This window comes from Pseudoxanthomonas sacheonensis (assembly GCF_031455975.1).
Classification (GTDB): domain Bacteria; phylum Pseudomonadota; class Gammaproteobacteria; order Xanthomonadales; family Xanthomonadaceae; genus Pseudoxanthomonas_A; species Pseudoxanthomonas_A sacheonensis_A.
In genome coordinates, this window is record NZ_JAVDTT010000006.1 from 1 (window position 1) to 18,267 (window position 18,267).

10 protein-coding genes and 1 pseudogene are annotated in these 18,267 nt (G+C 62.7%); 5 read left to right on the plus strand and 6 right to left on the minus strand.

Annotated elements, in window-relative coordinates; all coding sequences use genetic code 11:
* Positions 1 to 166: 166 nt before the first annotated feature.
* Positions 167 to 1,228, minus strand: a complete 1,062-nt coding sequence (locus J2W94_RS17520) for a LacI family DNA-binding transcriptional regulator (RefSeq protein WP_310096346.1) — start codon at positions 1,226 to 1,228, stop codon at positions 167 to 169.
* A gap of 185 nt (positions 1,229 to 1,413) precedes the next feature.
* Here J2W94_RS17520 and J2W94_RS17525 point away from each other — a divergent pair, with 185 nt between their 5' ends.
* From J2W94_RS17525 to J2W94_RS17545, 5 genes and pseudogenes are all read left to right on the plus strand, one after another.
* Positions 1,414 to 3,561, plus strand: coding sequence for an alpha-glucuronidase family glycosyl hydrolase (locus J2W94_RS17525; protein WP_310096187.1), 2,148 nt, complete (start codon positions 1,414 to 1,416; stop codon positions 3,559 to 3,561).
* Positions 3,558 to 5,552, plus strand: a complete 1,995-nt coding sequence (locus tag J2W94_RS17530; RefSeq protein WP_310096189.1) for a sialate O-acetylesterase — start codon at positions 3,558 to 3,560, stop codon at positions 5,550 to 5,552. The genes J2W94_RS17525 and J2W94_RS17530 overlap by 4 nt, the downstream gene beginning before the upstream one ends.
* Positions 5,553 to 5,577: 25 nt before the next feature.
* Positions 5,578 to 5,757, plus strand: a pseudogene (locus J2W94_RS17535) (bifunctional D-altronate/D-mannonate dehydratase); the annotation flags it as partial.
* 47 nt (positions 5,758 to 5,804) lie between these two features.
* Complete coding sequence (locus tag J2W94_RS17540) at positions 5,805 to 7,481, plus strand: glycoside hydrolase family 43 protein (RefSeq protein ID WP_430540656.1); 1,677 nt, start codon at positions 5,805 to 5,807, stop codon at positions 7,479 to 7,481.
* 56 nt (positions 7,482 to 7,537) lie between these two features.
* Complete coding sequence (locus J2W94_RS17545) at positions 7,538 to 10,174, plus strand: beta-glucosidase (RefSeq protein ID WP_310096350.1); 2,637 nt, start codon at positions 7,538 to 7,540, stop codon at positions 10,172 to 10,174.
* A 138-nt stretch (positions 10,175 to 10,312) separates the two neighbouring features.
* Here J2W94_RS17545 and J2W94_RS17550 read toward each other — a convergent pair whose 3' ends face one another.
* The 5 genes from J2W94_RS17550 to J2W94_RS17565 all read right to left on the minus strand — a co-directional run bounded on the left by J2W94_RS17550 (position 10,313) and on the right by J2W94_RS17565 (position 18,149).
* Complete coding sequence (locus tag J2W94_RS17550) at positions 10,313 to 11,350, minus strand: SMP-30/gluconolactonase/LRE family protein (protein ID WP_310096191.1); 1,038 nt, start codon at positions 11,348 to 11,350, stop codon at positions 10,313 to 10,315.
* 246 nt (positions 11,351 to 11,596) lie between these two features.
* Positions 11,597 to 12,034 (minus strand): SMI1/KNR4 family protein, encoded by a 438-nt coding sequence (locus J2W94_RS18220; RefSeq protein ID WP_430540651.1) that lies wholly within the window; start codon positions 12,032 to 12,034, stop codon positions 11,597 to 11,599.
* 70 nt (positions 12,035 to 12,104) lie between these two features.
* Complete coding sequence (locus J2W94_RS17555; RefSeq protein WP_310096193.1) at positions 12,105 to 14,780, minus strand: TonB-dependent receptor; 2,676 nt, start codon at positions 14,778 to 14,780, stop codon at positions 12,105 to 12,107.
* Positions 14,781 to 15,193: 413 nt separating this feature from the next.
* The gene (locus J2W94_RS17560; protein WP_310096195.1) at positions 15,194 to 16,261 is read right to left on the minus strand and encodes a glycoside hydrolase family 11 protein; all 1,068 of its coding nucleotides are present in this window, start codon (positions 16,259 to 16,261) and stop codon (positions 15,194 to 15,196) included.
* 658 nt (positions 16,262 to 16,919) lie between these two features.
* Positions 16,920 to 18,149, minus strand: a complete 1,230-nt coding sequence (locus J2W94_RS17565; protein ID WP_310096197.1) for an ROK family transcriptional regulator — start codon at positions 18,147 to 18,149, stop codon at positions 16,920 to 16,922.
* Positions 18,150 to 18,267: the final 118 nt, after the last annotated feature.

An 18,267-nucleotide genomic window follows, 5' to 3' on the forward strand; every position in this document is an offset into this window, starting at 1 on the left:
TTCGAGCAGGGCAAGCTGGCCCTGGCCGATCTGCGCACGCTGGCGGCCAACAACGGCGAGCCCAAGCAGATCAGCGGCAAGCAGGAGCGTTACGAGAACCTGTTGAACCAGTATCTGTTGCGGTAAGACGATGAGCGCGCGCTTCGCCGAGGTGGCTGCGGCCGGTCTACTTCCGCTTGGGCGGAGCGGCCACCGAATCGCGCACGATCAGGCGATGCGGAACCACCTGGTCCACCAGCACGCGCGTAGTGGGATCCTTGCGGCGGATGCTTCGCAACAGCACGTCGATAGCGGCGTTGGCCATCGACGCGATGGGCTGGTGGATGGTGGTCAGTTCGGGCCAGACGGTGGTGGCCGCCGAAGTGTCGTCGAAGCCCACCACCGACAGGTCGCGGGGAACATCCAGGCCGCGGCGGTGCGCCACCGAGATCGCCGCCGCAGCCATGTCGTCGTTGCTGGCGAAAATCGCGCTGGGCGGCCGGCGATGCGCCAGCAGTTTCTCGGTGGCCTTCAATCCGGAACGGTAGGTGTAGTCGCCGTGTTGCACCAGCGTGCTGTCCAGGGCGATGCCCGCTTCGTCCAGTGCGGCGTGGAAGCCCTGGAAGCGACGCGTACTGGCGCTCAGGTCGGAGCGGCCCTTGATGCAGCCGATGCGGGTGTGGCCCTGCTTGATGAGGTACTCGGCGATCTCCCTTCCGGCCTGGAAGTCGTCGATGCGCACGCAGGAAATGTCGTCGCTGAAACGGCCCGAAGCGATCGCGACGACGGGCACGTTGGCGCGAACGAATTCGGTCACCGCGGCGCGGGAGTCGCACAGAGGCGGCGGCAGGATTACGCCGTCCACTTTCTTGGCCAGCTTGCGGGCCGCCTTGCGTTCGGACTCGGCATCCAGGTCGTCCCAGTAGTCGATGACCAATTGAATGGCGGTACTCGAGGCCACGCGCAGCAGGCCGACCAGCAGTTCGCGCAGATAGGCGCCGCTGGGGTTGGTGTAGATGAGCGCGATACGCGTGTGTTGGGCCGCGGCCAGCGAGCTGGCGGCCAGGTTAGGCGTGTAGTCCAATTCGCGCACGGCGCGCATTACCCGTTCGCGCGTCGTATCGCGCACCTTGCCCTGGCCGTTGATCACGCGCGATACCGTCATCGGCGATACACCGGCCAGCGCCGCCACCTCGTCGATGGTGACGCTGCTGCTCTTGCGGCGCACGGATTTCCTGGGCTTTTCCAACGCTTTGTCCTTCATTCGGCTAGCGAGTGGAAACGTCGCGGCCGACTTGTGCCATGGGGAATACCGATGAGATTCAGCTCATGAGATCCAGTGCTGAACCGGTTTTCCGGATGCTCAGAATGTTAACGCTAACCCGTTGGGGCGGCGATAGCCAGCGGGCAAGCTCCCCATTGCGTGGCTTTGGCATGGCTGTCCTCCTGTTCTGCACGGTCGCCATGGCATGCGCGCCTGCCGCACATGCCGAAGACGGCTACGATCTTTGGCTGCGCTACCCGCCCACCGAATCCGCACGCGCGACCGCGTACCGGGCGCAAGTCTCACAATTGCTGGCTGCGGACGCCACGCCAACGCAGGCCGCTACACGGGCGGAACTGCTGCGTGGCTTGCGCGGCCTGCTTGGCGTCACGCCTGTGCCGGCGAACACCGTCACCCAGGCGGGAGCGGTGGTGGTGGGAACGCCCTCCTCTTCGCCGACGATCGCCCGCCTGCGCTTGGATACACGGCGTCTAGGACCCGAGGGTTATCTGATCCGGAGCGTCGCGATCGACGGCCACGCGGTCACGGTGATCGCCGCCGATGCAGACGCCGGCGCGCTGTACGGCGCTTTCCATTTTCTGCGCCTGCTGCAGACCGGGCAGCCGATCGCCAAGCTCGACCTGCGCGATACGCCACGGGTGAAGCTGCGATTGCTCGATCACTGGGACGATCTGGACGGCCATGTGGAGCGTGGCTATGCGGGCGCCTCGATCTGGGATTGGCACAAGCTGCCCGACTACCTGGACCCGCGCTACACCGACTACGCGCGCGCGAACGCCTCGCTGGGCATCAACGGCACGGTGCTCAACAACGTCAATTCCAATGCGCTCAGCCTGACCCCGGCGTATCTGGAAAAAGCGGCGGCGCTGGCGGGGGTATTTCGGCCCTACGGCATCCGCGTTTTCCTTAGCGCGCGTTTCAGCGCGCCTATGGAAATCGGCGGCCTCAAGACCGCCGATCCGCTGGATCCCGCGGTCAAGCGTTGGTGGCGCGACAAAGCCGATGAAATCTACCGCGTCATTCCGGACTTCGGCGGCTTCCTGGTCAAGGCGAACTCGGAAGGCCAGCCCGGTCCGCAAGACTACGGCCGCTCGCATGCCGACGGCGCCAACCTGCTGGCCGATGCGCTGGCGCCGCACGGCGGCACGGTCATGTGGCGCGCGTTCGTTTATTCGCATGAAGAGCCGGACGATCGCGCCAAGCAGGCCTACACCGAGTTCGTACCGCTGGACGGCAAGTTCCGCGGCAACGTGCTGGTCCAGGTGAAGAACGGAGCGATCGACTTCCAACCGCGCGAACCTTTCCATCCTCTGTTCGGGGCGATGCCGAAGACGCCGCTGATGATGGAATTCCAGATCACCAAGGAATACCTCGGTTTCGCCACCCATCTGGTCTATCTGGGGCCGCTCTACGAGGAAACCCTCAAGGCCGACACCCACGCGAAAGGAAAAGATTCGACAGTCGCGAAAGTGATCGATGGTTCGTTGGACGGCCATGCGTTGACCGGCATGGCCGGCGTCGCCAACATCGGTGCGGGCCGCAACTGGAGCGGTTCGCATTTCGATCAGGCCAACTGGTACGTCTACGGCCGCCTGGCCTGGAACCCGACGCTTTCGTCCCGCGCGATCGCCGAAGAATGGGTGCGAATGACGTTTTCCAACGAGGAAGGCGTGGTCGCTCCCGTCGTGGACATGATGATGGGCTCGCGCGAGGCCGCCGTCGATTACATGACGCCGCTGGGCCTCCACCACCTGATGGGGCGCAGCCACCATTACGGCCCCGGGCCGTGGGTAGAAGGCGGGCCGCGTGCGGACTGGACCTCGGTCTATTACCACCGCGCCAACCGCGAGGGCATCGGTTTCGACCGCACCGCGCACGGCAGCAATGCGGTTGCCCAATATTCCCCTTACCTCGCGCGCGAATTCGGCGACCTGCAGCGCGTGCCGGAAGAATTCCTGCTCTGGTTCCACCACCTGCCGTGGGACTACCGCACCCGTTCGGGCCGCCCGTTGTGGGACGAACTGGTGCATCGATACACGAGCGGGGTCGACTATGTGCGGGGAATGCGCAGCACGTGGAGTGGCCTCGAAGGAAAAGTGGACGCGGAGAGGCATGCGCAGGTAGCCGCCTTTCTCGGCATCCAGGAGAAAGAAGCGCAGTGGTGGCGCGATGCCAGCATCGCTTACTTCCAAACGCTCTCCGGACGCCCGCTGCCCGCCGGCGAAGCGGCTCCGGCGCATACGCTGGAGTACTACCAGTCGCTGGAATTTCCGTACGCGCCGGGAAGCGGACGATGAGGAGATTTTCAGTGTCGGTGAAGGAGTGGCCGTGCCGCGTCGTCGGCGCCTTGCTGGTGGTCTGGTCGTGCTTCATCGCGTTCGCCGCAAGCGCGGCAGAGGCGGGCGAGGCGCCATTGCTGCATGCCATGTTCCAGGACCACGCGGTGCTGCAACGGGACAAGCCGATCCGTCTGTGGGGCCATGCGAAGCCCGCGGAGGAAGTGCGCATCGCGCTGGCCGGAAAGAATGCCCGTGCGCGCGCCGACGGCGAAGGCCGCTGGGAAGCGCAGCTGCCGGCGTTGAAGGCCGGTGGCCCTTACGTTCTGACTGCGACCGCAGGAAATATCACGCAAACGGTGAGCGATGTGCTGATCGGCGACGTGTGGCTGTGTTCGGGCCAATCGAACATGGAGCTGCAGGTCTGGCGCACGCTCGATGCATGGGCCGAGATCGCCGATGCGGCCGGCGACACCATCCGCCTGTTGACGGTGCCGCAGGCCGGCAGCGCGGTGCCGCTGGAAACCTTCCCGACTCCTACGCGATGGCAAACGGTGAACTCCGACACGCTGCGCGATTTCTCCGCGGCCTGCTTCTACTTCGCGCGCGAACTGCAGAAGACCGTCGACGTGCCTATGGGGCTGGTCGATTCGGCCTGGGGCGGTTCGCGCATCGAAGCCTGGATCAGTGGCGATGCGTTGCGCGCCAGCGGTCGCTACAACGACGAACTGGACGTGCTGGCGACATACGCCAGCGATCCGGTAACGGCCACCGGCCGCTGGGGCGAACTCTGGGGCCGCTGGTGGGGCGGTCGCGCCGGCGCTGTCGCTGGCGATGAGCCCTGGAGCCTCGCCTATTCTGCGGGCGCCGGCTGGCGCAACGCGCCGCCCGAGCTCGGCGCGTGGGAACGTTGGGGCGTACCCGAGCTGGCGGATTTCAACGGCATGCTCTGGTATCGCACCAAGATCCGACTGACCGTGCAGCAGGCCGCGCAGCCGGCCACGCTGATGCTCGGTTCGGTCGACGAGATCGACATGACCTGGGTCAACGGCCGCGGAGTGGGCAGTGCCTATGCACCGGGTTCCGGCCGCGAATACGCGCTTCCCGCAGGCCTGCTGCGCGCCGGCGAGAACGTCGTCGTCGTCAATGCGCTGGACACCTATCACGACGGTGGCATGGCCGGTCCCGCTTCGGCATACGCGCTTCGGTTGCAGGACGGAACCCGCGTGCCACTGGACGTAGGATGGAAGTACCGCATTGCGGGCGAAGACACGCCACCGCGTGCGCCGTGGCAGACGGCGGGCGGCCTGTCCACCTTGTACAACGGCATGATCGCGCCCCTCGGTCGCTACGGTTTGCGCGGCGTGTTGTGGTACCAGGGTGAATCCAATACGACCGAAGCAGCGGGTTATCACGCGTTGCTGCGGGAGTTCCGTAGCGACTGGCGTGCGCGTTTCGATGCGAATCTGCCGCTGCTGATCGTGCAACTGGCCGGCTATGGCAAACCGAATACGGCCCCCGCCGAGAGCGGTTCGGCGTCGCTGCGCGAAGCCCAGCGGCAGGCGGCTTCGGAAGATCCGAACACGGGGCTGGCCGTCGCCATCGATATCGGCGACCGCTACGACATCCATCCGCCCAACAAACAGGAGCTGGGCCGCAGGCTGGCGCGTGCGGCGCGCCACGTGGTCTACGGCGAAAAGCTGCCGGCGTCCGGGCCGGTGCCGCTATCGGCAAAACGCGACGGCGAATCGGTGGTGGTGAGTTTCGGCGACGTCAGCGGCAAGCTGGTCGCGTACGGCGCCGATGGCCCGGTCGGCTTCGAGCTATGCGCGGCCGCACCCGGTTCCTGCCGCTATGCCAGTGCCGAGATTCGCGGCCACGAGGTGATCCTGCGTGCGCCATTGGCGGCTCCGGCCACACGGGTGCGCTACGGCTGGGCCGACAGCCCGGTCGTCACTTTGTTCGACGGCGCCGACTTGCCTGCGGGACCGTTCGAGATCCAGGTTCCCTGATGCTTTCCTTACGACGGACCTCTTGATGACTACGCAATCCCCTACCGAAACAAGCGCTCACGGCTCATCGCGCGATCGCGAGATCGTCGATGCCAAGGCCATCATCACTTGCCCGGGACGCAACTTCGTCGCCCTGAAGATCACCACGCGCTCCGGCGTGTATGGACTGGGCGACGCCACGCTCAACGGCCGCGAATTGTCGGTGGATTGGTGAGCAACGCCGGACAGCGAGGAGCAGGAACGATGACGCGAATGAAAGCCGGAATGCTGTTGTTGTGCTGGATGTTCGCGGCGCCGGTTCTGGCGCAGCAGCCGGTCCTGTTCGACTGGTTCGAATACAGCGGCAAGGACGCGGTCTTCGAAACGCCGCTGCCGGAAGGTAGCTACCGCAATCCAGTGCTGGCCGGTTTCCATCCCGACCCCAGCATCGCGCGGGCGGGCGATCGCTACTATCTGGTGAATTCCAGCTTCGCGTTCTTTCCCGGCATTCCGGTGTTCGAGAGCACCGACCTGGTGCACTGGCGGCAGATCGGCAACGTCATCGATCGCCCCTCGCAACTGGACTTCGATGGATTGGGCATGTCGCGCGGGGTGTTCGCGCCGGCCATCGAATATCACGACGGCATCTTCTACGTGGTCAACACTGCCGTGGACAGCGGCGGCAACTTCATCGCTACGGCCACCGATCCGGCCGGCCCGTGGTCCGATCTCCACTGGCTGCCAACCATCGGCGGGATCGACCCTTCGTTGTTCTTCGACGATGACGGGCGCACCTATCTTCTCAACAACGACGCACCGGTCGGCAAGCCGCGCTACGACGGCCACCGTGCGATCTGGATGCAGGAATTCGACCTCGCCAAAATGCAGCCGTTCGGTCCGCGCAAGGTGTTGATCGATGGTGGGGTCGATCCTTCGAAAAATCCGATCTGGATCGAAGGGCCGCATATCTTCAAGCGCGACGGCTGGTACTACCTGCACTGCGCCGAGGGCGGCACCGGGCCGCAGCATTCGCAGGTGATCCTGCGCAGCCGGACGGTGTGGGGACCGTACACGCCCTATGAGAACAATCCCATCCTGACCCAACGCGACCTGCCGGCAGACCGCGCCCATCCGATCACCAACGCAGGACATGCCGATCTGGTCGAAGCGGCGGATGGCAGTTGGTGGGCCACCTTTCTCGCCAGCCGCAACTACGGCGGCGTGCATTACAACACCGGCCGCGAGACGTTCCTGCTGCCGGTGGAATGGAAGGACGGCTGGCCGATGATCCTCGAACCGGGTCGCGAGATCGCGTACGCCGCGCCAGGCCCGAGCTTCATGTCGCGCACCGACACGCAGGCGCCATCGACCGGCAATTTCATTTGGCGCGACGAGTTCGACAAACCGGTCCTGGATCGCGCATGGACGTATGTGCGCGTACCCAAACAGCCCTGGGCCGACCTGACCGGCCATGCCGGCCAGTTGGCGATACGGCCCCTGGTGGAAGGGCTGGACACGTTGCGCAACCCCGCGTTCCTGGCGCGTCGCCAACAGCACACTAGGTTTGAAGCCAGCACCGCATTGCGGATGCCGGTCGAGGCCGGCACCGAGGCGGGCATCGCGGCATTCCAGAATGAGACGCACTGGTACTTTCTCGGCGCGCGCCGTAAAGGCAAGGGCATCGAACTGTTCCTGGAAAAGAACGGCGGCGAAGGCAGGCGCATCGTCGCCGCTTCGACGCTGCCGGGCTTGGAGTCGCTGAAATTGAAGATCGCAGGCGACGGCGCCGAGTATTCCTTTGGCTTCGATGCGGGACAGGGCTGGCAATGGTTGAAACAGGGCGAGGACGGTACCTTGCTCAGTACCGACGTGGCGGGTGGTTTCATCGGTGCCGTGATAGGGCCGCACGCGCGAATAGCGCAGGAAGAACGACAAGGGGCAAGCGAATGAATCACGAAAACACGCTATTCAAAATGACGATGCGCGGTAGTTTTATGGCCGCGCTGATGGTGGCCTCGTGGCACGCGCAGGACGTCCGAGCCGCCGACGCGCAGCAAGCGCCGCCGGTCTACCAGGATACGCAGCGCAGCTTCGAGGAGCGCGCGGCCGATCTGGTGTCGCGGATGACGCTGGAGGAAAAAGCCGCGCAGATGCAGAACAGCGCACCTGCGATCGAGCGCCTGGGAGTGCCTGCGTATGACTGGTGGAACGAGGCGCTGCACGGCGTCGCCCGTGCCGGAGCGGCGACTGTGTTTCCGCAGGCCATCGGCTTGGCGGCGACTTTCGACGTTCCGCTGATGGACGAGGTCTCGAGAACCATCAGCGACGAAGCGCGCGCTAAGCACCACGAGGCTTTGCGGCGCGGCGAGCATGGCCGCTACCAGGGCCTGACTTTCTGGTCGCCGAACATCAATATCTTCCGCGACCCGCGCTGGGGACGTGGGCAGGAGACCTATGGCGAGGATCCGTTCCTGACCGCGCGCATGGGCGTGAGTTTCGTCCGCGGCCTGCAGGGCGACGATCCCAAGTACCGAAAGCTCGACGCCACCGCCAAACATTTCGCCGTGCATAGCGGGCCGGAGGCCGATCGCCACCACTTCGATGCACGACCCAGTGCGCGCGACCTGTACGAAACCTACCTGCCGGCGTTCGAGGCGTTGGTGAAGGAAGGGCAGGTGGACGCGGTGATGGGCGCGTACAACCGGGTCTACGGCGAATCCGCCAGCGCAAGCCGCTTCCTGCTGCGCGACGTGCTGCGCCGTGACTGGGGCTTCAAGGGCTATGTGGTGTCGGACTGCTGGGCGATCGTGGACATCTGGAAGAACCACAAGATCGTGGCCACGCGCGAGGAAGCGGCCGCGCTGGCGGTGAAGAACGGTACCGAGCTGGAGTGCGGGGAGGAGTATTCGACCTTGCCCGAGGCCGTACGCAAGGGCTTCATCACTGAGGCCGAGATCGACGTTGCACTGACGCAGTTGTTCACGGCGCGCATGCGGCTGGGCATGTTCGACCCACCCGAAAGCGTGCGCTGGGCGCGCATCCCTGCTTCCGTCAACCAGTCGCCGGAACACGACGCCTTGTCGCGCAAGGCGGCGCAGGCTTCGATGGTGCTGCTGAAGAACGACGGCGTCCTGCCGTTGTCGCGCAAGCTGCGCCGCATCGCCGTGGTCGGCCCTACCGCCGACGACACCATGGCCTTGTTGGGGAATTACTACGGCACGCCGGCAGCGCCGGTGACCATCCTGCAAGGCATCCGCGATGCCGCGCCGCAGGTGGAGGTCGTTCATGCGCGCGGCGTCGATCTGGTCGAAGGGCGCGAAGACCCGGCCGCAACGCCGTTGATCGAAGCGCAATATCTGCGCCCGGCGGCGGGTAGCAGCGAACGTGGCCTGCGTGGCGAGTATTTCCGCAGCAACGACCTGTCCGGCACGCCCGCATTGGTGCGCGTGGACGCGCAGATCGGTTTCCGATGGGATCGTGGTTCGCCCACCGACAATCTGATGGCGCGCGGCGAAGCCGGCCCCAGCCAGGGCGTGCCCTCCGACAACTTCAGCATTCGCTGGAGCGGCCAGTTGCTGCCGCCGGTGTCGGGCAGCTACCGGTTCGAAGCCGCGGCCAACGACGGTTTCCGCCTGTACCTGGACGGACGTCTGTTGCTGGACCATTGGCAGCCCAGCGACCGCCTGCGTGCCGACAGCGTCAGTGTGGAACTGGAAGCCGGCCGCGCCTACGACGTGAAGATGGAGTATTACGACGGCGAGCGCGACGCCAGCGTTCGCCTGGCCTGGAACATGCCGGGCGCCAAGCCGCCGTTCGAAGAAGCACTGGAAGCCGCGCGCGGCTCCGATGTGGTGGTGTTCGTCGGTGGACTCACCGGCGACGTGGAAGGCGAGGAGATGACGGTCAACTATCCGGGTTTCGCCGGCGGCGACCGCACCGACATGGGCCTGCCTTCAACGCAGCGCAAATTGCTGGAAGCATTGCACGCCACCGGCAAGCCGGTGGTGCTGGTGCTGACCACGGGTTCGGCGCTCGCCGTCGATTGGGCCAAGCAGCACGTGCCGGCGATCCTGGTGGCCTGGTATCCCGGCCAGCGCGGCGGCAATGCGGTGGCGGACGTGCTGTTCGGAGACACCAACCCGGCCGGACGCCTGCCGGTCACGTTCTACAAGGCGGACGAGAAATTGCCTGCCTTCGACGATTACGCCATGAAGGGGCGCAGCTATCGCTATTTCAGTGGCGAGCCGCTGTTTCCTTTCGGGCATGGACTCTCCTATACGAGTTTCGCGTATTCCGGCTTGCGTCTGGATCGTAGCGATGCCGGACCGAAGGAGCAGGTTAGGGTGTCGCTGAAAGTGAAGAACACCGGCCAGCGCGCCGGCGAAGAGGTCGTGCAGCTGTATCTGCATCCGCTCGAGCCGCAACGTGAGCGTGCCTTGAAGGATCTGCGCGGCTTCGAGCGCTTGAGCCTGCAGCCTGGCGAGGAACGGGAAGTGTCGTTCACTTTTACGCCCGAGATGGCCTTGCGGCACTACGATGTCGAGCGCAAGACATATGCCGTCGATGCCGGCGCATACGAAGTGCAGTTGGGAGCGTCGAGCGCCGATATCCGCTTGAAGAAACGTTTTAAAGTCACACAATAGCTTGCGAATAACGCCCCTCTCCTCTTCGGAGAGGAGAGGGGCGCGGCGAAGCGATAGGTGTGAAAAGGAAAAGCGCGACCATTGGCTCTCCATTCGCCATGCGATGGCGCCGCACGCGCTCGCACCTGAAGGTCGTCATTAGCGATTGAAGCCGAAGCCGGTTGTTTTCACGCGTACCCGCGCAACGAAGGTATGCGAGCTCATATAAAGCGTGTGGCCGTCGTCGCCGAATGCGCAGTTGGAAATCGCCGCGCCGGTTTCGATGCGTCCAAGACGTTTGCCATCGGCATCGAATACCAGCACGCCGCCAGGTCCGGTGGCGAAGAGCTTGCCGTCGCTGGACACGGCCATGCCGTCGGGCAGTCCGGGAACGCCTTCGCCCAGCAAATCGGAAGCATCCGCGAACACGCGCTTTTCGAGAACCTCGCCTTGCGCATCTAGGGAATACGCCATCCATACCGGTCGCTTCGGATCCGAATTGGAGACGTACAGCGTGCGCTCATCCGGCGACAACGCGATTCCATTCGGAAAGCTCAATCCATCGTCCAGCAGATGGACGGTCCCATCGGCGTCGATGCGATACACGCCATTGAAACTCAGCTCCTTGGCGGGAGAATCATCCAGTCCTTTCAAGCCGTAGGGCGGATCGGTAAAGAACACCGCGCCGTCGCTGCGCCGGACCACATCGTTCGGGCTGTTGAAGCGTTTTCCCTTGAAATTCGCGGCAAGCGTGGTTTTCTTCTTCGTTCGCGGATCGAGCCTGGCTACCAGGCGCGAACCCGAGTCCGCAAGCAACACCGTACCGCCCGTTTCCGCGAACAGCCCATTGGCGCCCGCCTCGCGCAGCACGCCCGTGTCGGGGCCGTCGTAACCCGAAGGCTTGAGGAACACGGAAAGTCCGTCGCGCTCCGACCACCGATACAGCGTGTTCTCGGGTACGTCGGTGAAAAGCAGGTAGTTCCCCGCAGCGACCCATGCCGGCCCCTCCGACCAGGTGAAGCCTTCGGCGATCTTCTCGACTTTGGCATCGGCGGCCACGACCGCGTGGAACGACGGGTCGAAGGCGGTCACGCGTCCGACGGCGGGAAAATCCGCCGCCGATCCGTTGGGAGTCGCGCAGCCGGCCAGTGCGACGATGAATGGGATCAGGGGGAGATAGCGGGTGAGGTTTCGCATCGGGGGTTTCCTGGTGTTGATCATGTCAGCGAGCAGTCGGCGTTGAAGGCATTTCGTTCGGTCGGTAGCCTAGCAGCGTTTGTGTCGACAAACGCCGGCTTGCTGCTCAGTCGAATTGCTCCGTTTCGCATTCGTCCGGTCGCTCGCTACCCTCCCGCTTCCGGCCAAAAGCGGACATTCGCCAATGATCTAACTAAGCCGACCTGCAAAGCGAGTTCGGCTCGAATGACCTGTTAGCCGCCAAACCTATATCTTAACGTGGCCACTTGCCCACCATTGGAAGAAGGTCTTCAGAGATGGGGCAATCCAAGTGCGGCTATCGTCCCCGTGAGACCACCCGAAGATGTCAGAGCGTCTTACCGCACCGGACTGAATTGAGAAAGCGAACTGATCGCCGTTGCCCGCTTCACCGAAGAACAGGAGCGAGTCAAAGGGCATGTAGAGGCCTTGAAAGTCCGGGTTGCAACGGAAGGTGAGGTTGTCCGCCTCAATCCTGGCGATAGGCCATACCAAGCCTATTCCGTAGTCTACGAGAATTCCATCTGACTCAATGAGCAGCCCTTTGAGATCAGAAGGAAGTTTTATACCAAGGAGGTGTTCGCAGGACGTAATCTGCCCAAGCGTGGCTCCGCGTGGGAACCTCGCATCGGGGAAAAGCTTTGAAAGAGTCGATTGCCATTCCATAGGGCTAATGCCTGAGTTGAGCCGAGCCGCGAAGCGGCTCCGGCTTGAATGAACTACTAGGCGCGCCTCGTCAGAAGTTGTAGCGCACACGCAGGCCGTAACTGCGCGGATCGTTGAGAAAACGGAGGTTAAGGTTAGGGCCGACCAGCGCCTTCTGTGAGACGTCGTTGTTCAGCAGGTTGCTGCCCCACAGTTCGAAACGCCAAGCGCCGCTCAAGCTGGTGAAGCCAAGACCCGCATTGAGCGTGGTCTCGGCGCGCTGGCGATCGGGAAAGCCCGCGGTCGCCGCGTCCTCGATCCGGTCGACGGTACCGGCGGTGTCGGAGAGGTACACCACGTCGCGGTCGTTGAACTGGGTGAGGTAGTACGCCGAACGATACGAGGCCAGGAACTGCCAGTCGAAGCTGCCGTGGACCAGTTCGAAGGACTGCTTCAGGTGCACGTTGAAGGTGAACTCCGACGACAGCGGCAATTCGTTGCCGGCCAGATCGATCTTCGAGGTGATGCCGCCCGCGCCGAAGTTCTGGCTACGGACGTCGGCGACCACGCCGTCCTTGATCTCGGTGTGCAGATACAGCGCATTCAGGCCCAGGCTGAAGCCGTGGCGGAAGCGAAGCAGGCTGTCCAGCTCGAGACCGTAGATCTCCGACTTGCCGATATTGCGGTTGACCAGCGAGAAGCCGGTGGCGTCACCGTCCTGGTTCACGCCTACCACCGCCAGGTCCTGGAACACCTGGTCGGAGTAGTCGTAATAGAACGCGCTGACATTGAAGGTCGAACGCAGGCCGTTGAACCAGCGAAACGTATTCTTCGAGCCGATTTCGAAGGAGACCAGCGATTCCGGCTTGAAGGTCTCCGGGATAAAGTCGATATCGAAGCTGTCGTTGAAGCCGCCCGCCTTGTGGCCAGTTGACACCGTTGCGTAGAGCAGGCTGTCGTCGCTCGCGTCGTATTCGAAGCCGAGACGCCAATCGGTGAAGTCGAACTTGCTTCTGCCGATCTGCTGCTGCGGGATGCCGAGATTGACCCACGGGTGCGAACCGTCCGCGGTGCAGTTCAAACTGTCGCCACCGGTATCCGGACGGTCCACGCAGAGTCCGTTGGGCATCGAACCGTCGGCGATGCCTCCAAGCTGGTCGAGAATGGTATCGCGTGCGCCGGAGCGTGCGACGCCTTGCAACAGGAATCGTGCCAAGTCCGCGTTGGAAGTGAGATTGCTGACATCGAAATTCGGACGGTACAGGAAGGCCGGCATGAAGCCCTCGGTGCCCAACCTGGTGGCGAAGCAGCAGTTGTTGTCCGCGCCCAAGCCGATGGTCCAGTTGCCACCGATGCCGTAGCGGAACTTTTCTTCTTCGGTGTGGCGCAGACCGGCCTTGAGCCGGAAGCGGTCGTTGACGTTGAAAGTGCCGTCGGCGAACAACGCCGTGGACTTGCTGCGGACAACGGGCATGGTGAACTCGGTGCCTGAATAGAACACACCCCTGTCGTTGAGCGAGAAGAAGCCGGATTTCTGGTTCTCTTCGAAGTGGAATGCGCCCGCGGTCCAATACAAGCGCGCGTCGTCTGGCGAGGAGAAGCGCAATTCGTGCACCTGCGACTGCGACTGGGTCAGCCAGTAGACCGACGAATAGTTGTCGTACTCGATGCCATCCGGATTATCCGCCGTGCGGGGCGCGATGTTGCGGCCGGGCCAGAGGATGCTGTCGCTCGAGGCGTTGGTCTGCTGAAAATCGACGTCGCGGTAGCTGCCGTTGTATTCGACTTTCACCGGGCCAAAATCGTAGCTGATCTGGGCCATCGCCCCCCAGTTGGTGGCGTCTAGCTTGCCCTGCGGTCCGCGGTAGATCACCTGACGCATGTCCAGATCGTCGGGCAGGGTGTTGCCCTCGGTCACGGCCCTGAAGATATTGGCGCCCGGGTAGCCGGTGCCGCCTTCCTTGCCCATGTCGGCCATCAGGAATACCGACAGCTTGTCGTCCGGCTGGTAGAGGAGCGACAGCCGTCCGCCCTTTTCGTCCTGGATGCCGGCCGGTTTCAAATGGCGCGCCGCGCCCGCGTTTTCGAATGAACTGCCCTTGTCCACCGAGTAGCCGGCGAAGCGCAACCCGGCTACGCCGCCCAGCGGCAGGTTCACGGCGAACTCGCCGGCCTCGTGGTCGCGGTTGCCAGCCTCGACCTGCACATAGCCGCCGAATTCCTCCAGGTCGGGCCGCTTGGTCACGATGTTGAGCGTGCCACCCAGTGCATTGCGGCCGCGCAAGGTACCCTGCGGACCTTTGTTGACCTCGACCCGCTCCAAGTCGTAGAACATGGCGCCGAGACCCCGCGGGCGCGGGATGTAAGTGCCGTTGACGTGCGGTGCGTTAGCCGGATCGCCTAGTTCGGTGCTGTTGGCCGAACCCACGCCGCGCATATAAATTTCTGCATGGCCCTCCTGGTTAGCGATGCTCAGGCCTGGAACCATGACCTGGATGTTGCGCAACTCGTTGTTGATGCCCAACTCGCGCAGGTCGTCTGCGTACAAGGCCTGGGCAGTGCCGGCGTATTTCTGCAGATCCTGTTCGCGGCGCTCCACGGTGACGATGATCGTGTCGAGGTCCGTCGCGGTCGCTTCGGCAGCGGCGGTTTTTTTGTTGGCGTCTTCGGCAGGTGGCTCCTGCGCGAAAGCAGGCGAGGCGAGTATGGCGGCCAGTGCGAGTGGCAGTGCGGCGCGTGGCGATATGCTGTTGCGGATGATGGTCATTGTGGTGTTCCCCGAAGAATGTGGCGTTGAATGAGTAAAGTTGAATGCGCAAGGTCGTCTTCGCGATCGATAGTCGCCGCTCGATGGATCCTCACGGCGCTATTGCCAAATTCGGCCAATTTAATGTTAGCGCTATCATTTTTAATGCAAATTTTAGTGTTGGCTGTGCTGCGATACAGAGCCGGCGCCCGCCGCTCTGTACCGCAATCGTCGAATTCCCTGAGCGGACACTGCGGGCGGATCTTCGGCAAGCCTGTCGTTGATCGTCCGAAAGAGTGCGGTGGACCTCTCCACTACCCGATCGCTGGGCACGACTTCCTGGCAAGCTTCGGCAGACGAGGTGCTGCCGACGCACCGCGTTGCCCGATCGAACGATGGCAGCCTGGCTGGCCATTGCATCACCTGCGAGCAACTCAGAATCCGATGCCACCGTTGCAATGCAGCCATTCGCTGTAGCCCGCGCCGCCGCACTGATTGTTGGCCCAAACGCCGGTATTGGTGGACTGCTGCTCGGCTTGGCGAATCTGTCCGTTCACCTGGAGATAGTCGATTTGAACGTCACGCCCTGACGCGTCATTGGTGTAATAGACCATGATGCCGCCGTTGGCGGGGCTGTTGTTGGTGGAAATGGAGTAGTTCTGCATCGTGGTGGACAGGGTCCAGGTCGCGACATCGCTGCCGCCCACCCAGAGCCTGATCTGCTCCTGGCCGGATGTGCCGCGAGCGCGCACCACAAAGTTGTTGCCACCGCCCTGTTCCCAAACGGTTACGTTCGAATAGCCGTTGGTCGGGTATTGCTCATTGCCAAACCCTTCCGTTCCCATGACCTGGTATTTCTGTTCTCCTCCCAGCGTCCAGCCTTGATTCGCCCAGGCATTGACGTGGTTTTGCAAAGTGATGGTGCTGTTGACGCCGGTCTGTCGCTTCGACGTCCTGACGCTCCAGTACTGGTCGAAATCCGCGTTACCGGAGCCAAAAACGTGGGGCTGTTGGAACTGCCTCTTCTTGTATAGCTTGTAGGTGCCGCCATCGGTGGTGACATAGCCGACTGGCGCAGGCGGATTATTGCCAAAAGGCGGCTCCCAGGTACCCCAGCTGTCAACGACGTAGTACTCCACTATCTCGCCGTAGTTGCTTTTTGCCCATCCGTAGAACGCCAGATAGGCATTGCCGTTCGGTTGAAAGGTGGCGTTGTAACCGATGACCCTGCTGGGGTTTCCGATCTGCCAGCCCTTGCCGCCGACAAAGTTCCCTTGGAAGTTATTCCACGAGTAACTGTAGTTGCCAGGGCCTCCAAACTGGAGGCATGGATACCCGCTAGAACTGTTCGACCAGTGCGAATAGAAAAGATTGCCATCGACAGGGCCTGTGTTATTGCAACTTTGGGCGTTGGCCGCAGGCGCCCAAAGGCAAACGACGGCCAGCAATAATCCGAAAACAGAAAAACGATGGCATGTTCTTGTGTGCTCAAAGACGTTCATATCAATCAATCTCCAGAGAAACGGAATTAGGTGTGGTTACGTAGTGGACCCCGCAAAATTCACCGCCGGGCCGGCGGTATGGCTCGCATCCCTTCGATTGGCTTGCTCACAACCGGCATCCTCGCCGCATGGGTTCCGCACGAACATGCGCGACTTCATACCGTCGGATTTCCCCGTGCGCGCTCGCGGACAAATCCACAAAATGATCGCGGTTGTCGCGCACGTTTCCGCGTACGACCTACAACCCTTGTTTGCGCCGCATCGCGACTTCGTCGATCTGCATCCCTCAGTGAGGAATCGATGCGAGCATCTGCAAGACCCCACTAATGGTAGCGCTACCATTAATTTCAAAAATAATTAGCACGCGCTTTTTTTGCTGTCACGTTGCGACGCAACAGGTAAGGAGCATTACTTGTCAGGTGCTTCGATCTAATCGCAAGAACCTGGTCAGTTGCCTCGATCTAATCGCACATGGCATCAGTCGAAGCGCAAAAAAAAAAGAAAAAGAAAAAACAAAGAACTGGCGCCAGGCTCGCACCGGGCTCTGGTTTTGCGCATGTTATGGTGGTTACATACTTGGAATTTGCAGCTGACTTCCGTAGCCACTTCGCGATCTATCGGATTGGCCGCGCTAGGCGAAGCCATTGACCTTCGACGTTCAGCGGGCCAATTGGGCAGCGAGAATGCCCGGAGCGCCGTCGAGGATCATGGTTGCCGCTCCCAGCACCTCAGCGTGTTCGCCGAGCTCTGCGACGGTTACCCGGAGATTCTCCACTGCTGGCGAAAGCGCATGACGGGTTATCGCGCGGCTAATGGGCTCGATGAGGTTGTGACCGGCGCCTGCCAGGTCGCCGCCGATCACGATCAGTTCGGGATTGAGCAGTGTTACCACGGTCGCCAGCACGCGGCCGACTTGCTCGGCGGCATCGTTCAAAGCCCGCAAGGCGCTAGGATCCCCGGAATTGAGCAGCGTCACCAAGTCGGTCACGCTGACGGAACTACGCCAACTGTCCGAGAGCAATTGTGCGATAGCGGCTGGGCTGGCCACGGTTTCCAGGCAGCCACGATTACCACAGCGGCAGATCAGTCCATTGGGCACAACGACAATGTGGCCTATTTCGCCGGCCAAGCCGCCCGCGCCACGCACCGGTCGACCGCCGCTGATGATGCCAGCGCCGATACCCGCTGAAAGGCGAACGTAGATCATGTCGTCGACATCTTTGCCGGCGCCGTACTTCCGTTCGGCACGCGCACCGACCGTGGCGTCGTTCTCTACCCTCGTCGGCAGTCCGGTACGCTGCTGAAGTTCCTTAGCCGGCTGGAATCCGACCCAGCCCGCCATAATGCCGCGCGCCTCGAGCTGTCCGTTGCCGCTGCGGATGGGTGCGGCAATATCAACCCCAAGGCCCAGCACTTTGGCGGGATCAACGTGGCCTTCTCGCAATGCACGCGCTATCAGATCCGCAATCAGGTTCAGAGTCTCATGCGGCGCATGGTCGACCTCGCACAACGTCGTCCGGCTCCACACTGGAGTGCCGCTCAGATCGCATAGCGCGACCCTGATGTGCTGGTGTCCGATGTCCGCGCCCAGGGCATAGGCGGCTGAGGGGCGCAAGGTCAGGGGCTGGCCCGGCCGACCAGTAACTTGATCGCCCAGGTCCGGCTGCCCTTCTTCGAGGAGCCCCGCGGCCAGTAGGTCGGAAGCCACCGAAGACACGGTGGCCCGTGACAGCCCCGTCGTCCGCGCCAACCCCGAGCGCGTCAGGCTTTGGGCGTCATAGAGGGCTTGCAGGACCCGAAGACGACCAACCTCACGCAAGTTAAGAGGTGTCTCGATGGCTCGGCTCCCATGGGCTGCTATGGCCGCAAGCATGTTGCTTTGCGGCATCAAACGCGTTGCTGCAGTCTGCCCGACGAACGGTAGTGCGGCAATAGATCGTGACTTTTGGCTTATTAGTTCAAGTTAATGCAAAAGATGTGTGAGATAAGGCACAATTAGACTTGAC